Below are 5988 nucleotides of genomic sequence, written 5' to 3' on the forward strand. Positions count from 1 at the left end.
CGCCTACCTCCGCGCCACCCCCGGGGCGCCCGCGCCGCCGTCCGGCGGCAGCTGGAGCGCGTCCATCGCGGCCCATTCCTCGTCGGTCGTCGTCCCCCACCGGTAGAACGACAGGCCGATCGCGCCCGTGTCCACCGCGGCCCGCCACGCGCCCTCAAGCTCCAGCGGCGTGGGGCTGTAGATGCCCTTGCCGCCAGAGGCGAACATGTCGTACGTCTGGCCGATCACGCTCACCGGCACGTCCGCGCCGGCCAGCTGGCGCAGCTGGCGCACGGAGTCGGCCACGTACCGGTACGCGTCGGCGAACGTGTACTCGCGCACGCGGTGGTGCCAATAGCTCATCGGCGCGAAGGCGTCCACGTACGGCGCCAGCTGCCGGAACGGGTAGTCCGGCCGCGACTGCGGCGGGTAGGTGATGGCCACGAAGCGCCCGTCCGGCCCGAGCGCCGCGCGCGCGGCGGCCGCGTACGCCTGCACCGTCGCCGGGTCGAGCACCTCCTCGATGTCCGGCGCGAACGCGTCCGGCCGGTCGCCTTCGGGCGTGGCGTAGGCGATCACGTCGCGGCTCCAGGCCGTGTCGTACTGCGGATTGCGCAGGTCCGGGTACACCCACGCGATGAACGCGATGCCGGCGTTGTGGACCTTCCACATGAGCTGGTCGAGCGCCCGCCGGCCGTAGAACCCGTCGCCGCTCGTGGCGATCTCCAAGTAGATGTGCGTGTAGCCGCCCTGCACGGCGCGGCGCACGATCTGGTCATCGTCGACGGCCTTCCAGTCGCCGAACATGAGCCACAGCCCCTTGCCCGCGACGACGTCCGCCGGCCGCTGCACCACGCGGAAGGTGACGGACACGGGTGCCAGCTGCGGGTGGTCCGGGCTGGAGAACGTGAGCGTGCGCGCACCGGCCGCGCCGGCGGCGAACGTGGCCGCCGTGCCCGGGCCGGCGAGGGTCGCCTGGGCGTCGAGCCCGTCGGCGACGGCGCCGGACAGCGCACCGCTCAGCGAGCCGCCCAGCGTGCCCGAGCCGCCGCCGGCGCGCACGCGCAGCTGGAACGGCGCGGCGATGGCGTTGCCGTAGCGGTCGGCCAGGGCGGCGTAGATCGACACCGACTGGCCGGGGGCGAGGATCGTCGACGGCGCGGCGTGCACCGTCAGCTGCGCGAGCGGCGCGGGCACGACGGTCAGCACGCCGGAGGCGTCGCCCGGGGTAAAGCCCGAGGCGGTGGCCCTGAAGCCGTACGCGCCGGCGAAGATCGGCGCGAAGCTGAAGGAGGCCACGCCGCTCTTGGTGGTGGCGGTCAGGGCCGGCAGGTCGTAGCCGTGCGGGCCGTGCGGCACGAGGGTGACGGTCACGCCCGAATCGGTGCGCGGGGCGCCGTCGGGGCCGAGGAGGCGGACCTGCACGGTCGTCGTCTGGCCGGCCGTGATCTGCGCGGGGTTGGCGGCGACGACCTGCACCGTCCCGCGCGGCTGGACGGCGAAGCTCGCGGACGCGCCGAGGACGGCGCCGCCCGGCACGCTGGCCGAGAGCGTCACCTGGCCGGGCGCGGCGAGGCGCAACTGGCCGGCCGCGCCGCTGCCGCTAATCAGCACGGAGCTTTGCGTCAGACTGGCGCCCGGGCCGGACGCGCTCAACCGAACGGGGAACCGCTCCGGCCGCAGGTTGCCGTCCGTGCCCCGCACGGCCACGGTCAGCGCGGCCGCGTCGCCGGCCGTGCGCGGGAGCGGGTCCGGGCCGGCCGGCGCCCCGTCAACCGTCAGCTCCAGGCTGCCCACCGGCTGCTCGACGGCCTGCACCTGGGCGGAGGCGGCCGCGAGCGACCCGGACCGGGCCGTCAGGCGGTAGGTGCCCGCCGCGTCGAGCGTCACGGTGAACGTGGCCCAGCCGCCGCTGTCGTTCGCCGTCAGCGTGCGGGTCTGGCCGTCCGGCCCCGTCACGTCGAGCGCGACGGCGCGGCCCTTGTCCACGGCGTCCAGGGCGCCCGCGCTGTCGAGCACGGCGACGGCCGCCGTGAAGGGCGTGCCGCGCAGCACGACGGGCGGCAGGCCATCGCCGAACACGAGCTTTGCGGGCTTGTGCACCTTAACCGTCACGGTGCGCGTCGCCTGGGTGCCGGGGACCGTGGCCGTGACCTTGGCCGTGCCGGGCGTCGTGGCGGTGAAGGTCCCGTTCGACGTGATGGTGCCGCCCGTCGCCGACCACGTGACCGTCGAGGGGATGAGGTAGGTGGCGGCGTCGTGGCCCCAGGCCTGGAACGTGACGCGGTCGCCGACATTGACCTCGGTGCGCGACGCGTCGACGTTCACGTACGCGACGGCGCGGTTGCCCTGGGCGCGGACGGCCGTGTCCGGGACGGCGAGCAGCCGCTCAAGGATCACCGCGGCTTCCGCGCGCGTGACGGTGTCCTGCGGGCGGAAGCCGGCGCTGTCCCCCTTCATGACGCCCAGCGCGTGGGCGATGGAGACGGCCCCGCGCGCCCAGGCGGGCACGGAGGCGGCGTCGCGGTAGGGGAGGGCGGCGTTGCGGAGATCCTGGGCGACGCGGTCGAGGCCCAGCGAGCGCACGGCGACCACGGCCGTCATGGCGCGCGTGACGGGATCCTGCGGCGCGAAGCGGTCCTTCGCCACGCCGAGGAGCAGGCCGTTGGCGGCGGCCGCTTCCGCTTCCTCGAAGAACCACTGGCCGGGTTTCACGTCGCTGTAGCGCGGGCCGACGCCGTCCATCGGCACCTGCTTCAGCCGCACGAAGAGCGCAGCCATCTCCGCGCGCGTCAGGGGCCGGCCGGGGGCGAAGTGGTTCGCGTCGACGCCGACCATCAGGCCGCGCTGGCGCAGGTCCAGGATGGCGGGCAGGGCCCAGCCGTACCGGTGAGCGTCGACATCGACGTACGGGGAAGCGTTGGATGCCGCCCGCACGGCGGCCGTGGGCGGCAGCGCGGCGCCGGCGGCGAGGAGCAGCCCGAGAGCGGCTGCCGCGAACCGGCGTCCGAGGGCGTGAACGTGCATCGTCTCGACAACCTCCTTGGATACGAAGGAGGTTGTATGCGGCCCGTCTCCGGTCCTGGCATGAATGGCGATTGTAACCGGAATGACAATTTTTTGTTAGAAATTGGAGAGGCCCTTGCCGGGGGCGGTGGGAAGCCGGGCGGCGTCTGTCAGAAGCTGGGCGGCGTCATGGAGAAGATCACGCGCGCTTCCACGGAGCCGATGTTCGTCATCCGGTGGGGGACGCCCCTCGGGATCAGGATGCTGTCCCCGGTGCGCAGGCGGAACACCTGGTCGCCCCACTCGAACTTCACCGTGCCCTTCAGGACGACGGTGACCTCGTCCGCGTTGTGAGCGAACGGGCGGGCCGACGTGGACTGGCCCGGGCGGAGGCGGACCTCCGCCATCAGCAGCTTGTCGCTGTCCCGCGGGCTGAGGATCTCGTAGACGGCCTCCGAAGACGGCAGGGAGAGGCGCGGGCGGTCCGCTGCGCGCATGACGACGCCCTCTTGGTTGGACGGCTCCTGAAAGAAGGTGACGACCGGAACCTCGAGGGCGTCGGCCAGAGCGCGCAACGTGTGCAAAGAAGGCGTCGCAAGCCCTCTTTCCACCTGGCTGATGAGAGACGGCGTCACGCCCGTGCGCTCTGCAAGATCTTTCAGCAAAAGACCCTTTCGCGTACGGATCTGCCGGATCTTTTGCCCCACGGAGGCGACGATCGATTCCGTCTCTTCCCGCCTGACGGCCAGAGGAACGTCCCGCCTTCCAAGACCAGCCGAGGGTGGGAAACGGCCGGATGAATTGGAACGTCTACTCGATTCGCCATGGCCGGTCCAGTTCCTTCCTGCCGCGGAGCCTTTGGGCGGACGTAAAGGACATTGAAACGGCGCGTGGAATTCCATGCCACGCGTTTGGAGTGAGCAGCATGATCGTCGTGGAAGAGGCTCGTTCGCTGGCCGACCTGAACGCCGCCGAGCGATTGCAGGCCGAGACGTGGGGACCTTCTGTCGCGGTCCCCGCCGAGATGATGCTCGTGGCGGCGGAGACGGGCGGCACGGTGGTCGTCGCGCGCGATGACGGCCAGGTCGTCGGCTTCTGCATGGGCGTCGCGGCGTGGGACGGACGGACGGCGTGGATGTGGTCGCACATGGCGGCCGTCGACCCGCGCTACCAGAGCCGGGGCGTGGGGGCGGCGCTGAAGTTCCGGCAGCGGGAGATCGCGCGGGCACGCGGGTACCGCGTCATCACCTGGACGTTCGACCCGCTGGAGGCGGGGAACGCCAACTTCAACCTCGTTAAACTGGGCGCCGTCGCGCGCGTCTACCTGCCGAACCACTACGGCCAGATGAACGACCGGCTCAACCGCGGCCTGCCGTCGGATCGGCTGCTGGCCGAGTGGTGGGTGGGAGGCGAAGCGGCGGGCCCGGAGCCGGTCGAGGTCGAGGATGCGGCGCCGGTCGTGTTCCTCGCCGCACGGACACGCGAAGACGGGTTCGCCGAACCGGCCACGGGGAGCGCGGCCGCGCCCGGTCCGGGCACCGGCGCGGAAGGGGCGGCCGGTCCGGGCGAGGTCGCGGCCGGTGCAGAAAGTGGCGAGGCCGCGGCCGGCCCCCTCATCAAGCCCGTGCGGGCGCCGGAGGCGCCGCTGTGGCCCGCCGGCCCCTGGCGGCGGGGCATCATCGAGATCCCGCTGCGCTTTCAAGCGATCAAGGCGGCGGACATGGACCTGGCGCGGGCCTGGCGGAAGGCGTCGGCGGCCGCGTTCCAGAACGCCTTCGCCATGGGGGCGCGGGTGCGCTCCTTCCACCGTGACCCGGCCGCCGGCGTGGGCCGCTACGAACTCATCTTGGGAGGCGCGAAGCGATGAAGCTCGAACGCGTTCGCCTGCACGTCCTGCGCATGCAGTTGAAGTCTCCGTTCCGGACCAGCTTCGGCGTGGAGTTGGACCGGCGCTTCATCCTCGTCGAAGCCGAGTGCGAAGGCGTCACGGGGCTGGCGGAAGTCGTCGCCATGGACGAGCCGCTCTACAACGAGGAATTCGTGGACGGCGCGCTCATCGCGCTGCAGCGGTGGCTGGTGCCGGCCCTGCTCGGCAAGCCGTTCGACCACCCGTGCGAGATCGCGCCGCGGCTGGACTTCGTCCGCGGCAACCACATGGCGAAGTCGGGCATCGAGAGCGCGCTTTGGGACGCGTACGCGCGCGCGCAGGGAATCCCGCTGTGGAAGGCGCTGGGCGGGGAGGAGAAGCCCATCGCCGTGGGGGTGTCCGTCGGCATTCAGGCGTCGCCGGAGGCGCTGGTGGACGTCGTGAGCGGCTACGTGGCGCAGGGCTACCGGCGCATCAAGCTGAAGATCGAGCCCGGCCACGACTACGACTTCGTCGCCGCCGTGCGGAGGCGGTTCCCGGACACGCCGATCATGGCCGACGCCAACTCGGCGTACCGGCTGACGGACGCGGACCACCTGGCGCGCTTCGACGAGCTCGACCTCATGATGATCGAGCAGCCGCTGGCGCACGACGACATCATCCACCACAGCCGGCTGCAGCCGCGCCTGCGCACGCCGATCTGCCTCGACGAGAGCATCCACACGCCGGAGGACGCGCGCACGGCGATCGAGCTCGGCGCCTGCCGCATCGTGAACATCAAGATCGGGCGCGTCGGCGGGCTGCAGCGCGCCATCGAGGTGCACGACATCTGCCGCGCGGCGGGCGTGCCGGTCTGGTGCGGCGGCATGCTGGAGTCCGGCATCGGGCGGGCGCACAACATCGCCATCGCCTCGCTGCCGGGCTTCACGCTGCCCGGCGACACCTCCGGCAGCGACCGCTACTGGGACGAGGACATCATCGACCCGCCGGTCACGGTGCGGCCGGACGGCACGATCCCGCTGCCCACGGCGCCGGGGCTGGGCTTCGAGCCGAAGTGGGACCTCATCAAGCGCCTGACGGAGCAGACGGTCGAGATCCGGGCATAGGAGGCGGGGGCCGGCGGTTGGGACTGGCGG

General features: G+C 72.2%; 4 protein-coding genes. 2 read left to right on the forward strand and 2 right to left on the reverse strand.

Annotated features, from left to right (window positions below):
- Positions 1 to 3 precede the first annotated feature (3 nt).
- Together IRZ18_07950 and IRZ18_07955 are read right to left on the reverse strand one after the other, a co-directional pair.
- On the reverse strand, positions 4 to 3006 hold the full coding sequence (locus IRZ18_07950; protein MBX5477036.1) for an S-layer homology domain-containing protein: 3003 nt from the start codon (positions 3004 to 3006) through the stop codon (positions 4 to 6).
- 149 nt (positions 3007 to 3155) lie between these two features.
- Entirely contained in the window at positions 3156 to 3650 is a 495-nt protein-coding gene (locus IRZ18_07955) for a helix-turn-helix transcriptional regulator (GenBank protein MBX5477037.1), read from the reverse strand.
- A 260-nt stretch (positions 3651 to 3910) separates the two neighbouring features.
- On the opposite strand from IRZ18_07955, the gene IRZ18_07960 reads away from it, so the two are divergent.
- Positions 3911 to 4852: a GNAT family N-acetyltransferase gene (locus IRZ18_07960; protein MBX5477038.1), complete on the forward strand. Its 942-nt coding sequence runs from the start codon at positions 3911 to 3913 to the stop codon at positions 4850 to 4852.
- Positions 4849 to 5958 (forward strand): o-succinylbenzoate synthase, encoded by a 1110-nt coding sequence (menC, locus tag IRZ18_07965; protein ID MBX5477039.1) that lies wholly within the window; start codon positions 4849 to 4851, stop codon positions 5956 to 5958. The genes IRZ18_07960 and menC overlap by 4 nt, the downstream gene beginning before the upstream one ends.
- The last annotated feature ends 30 nt before the right edge of the window (positions 5959 to 5988 follow it).

This window comes from Clostridia bacterium (assembly GCA_019683875.1).
In the GTDB taxonomy this organism is placed as follows: domain Bacteria; phylum Bacillota; class Sulfobacillia; order RBS10-35; family Bu92; genus Bu92.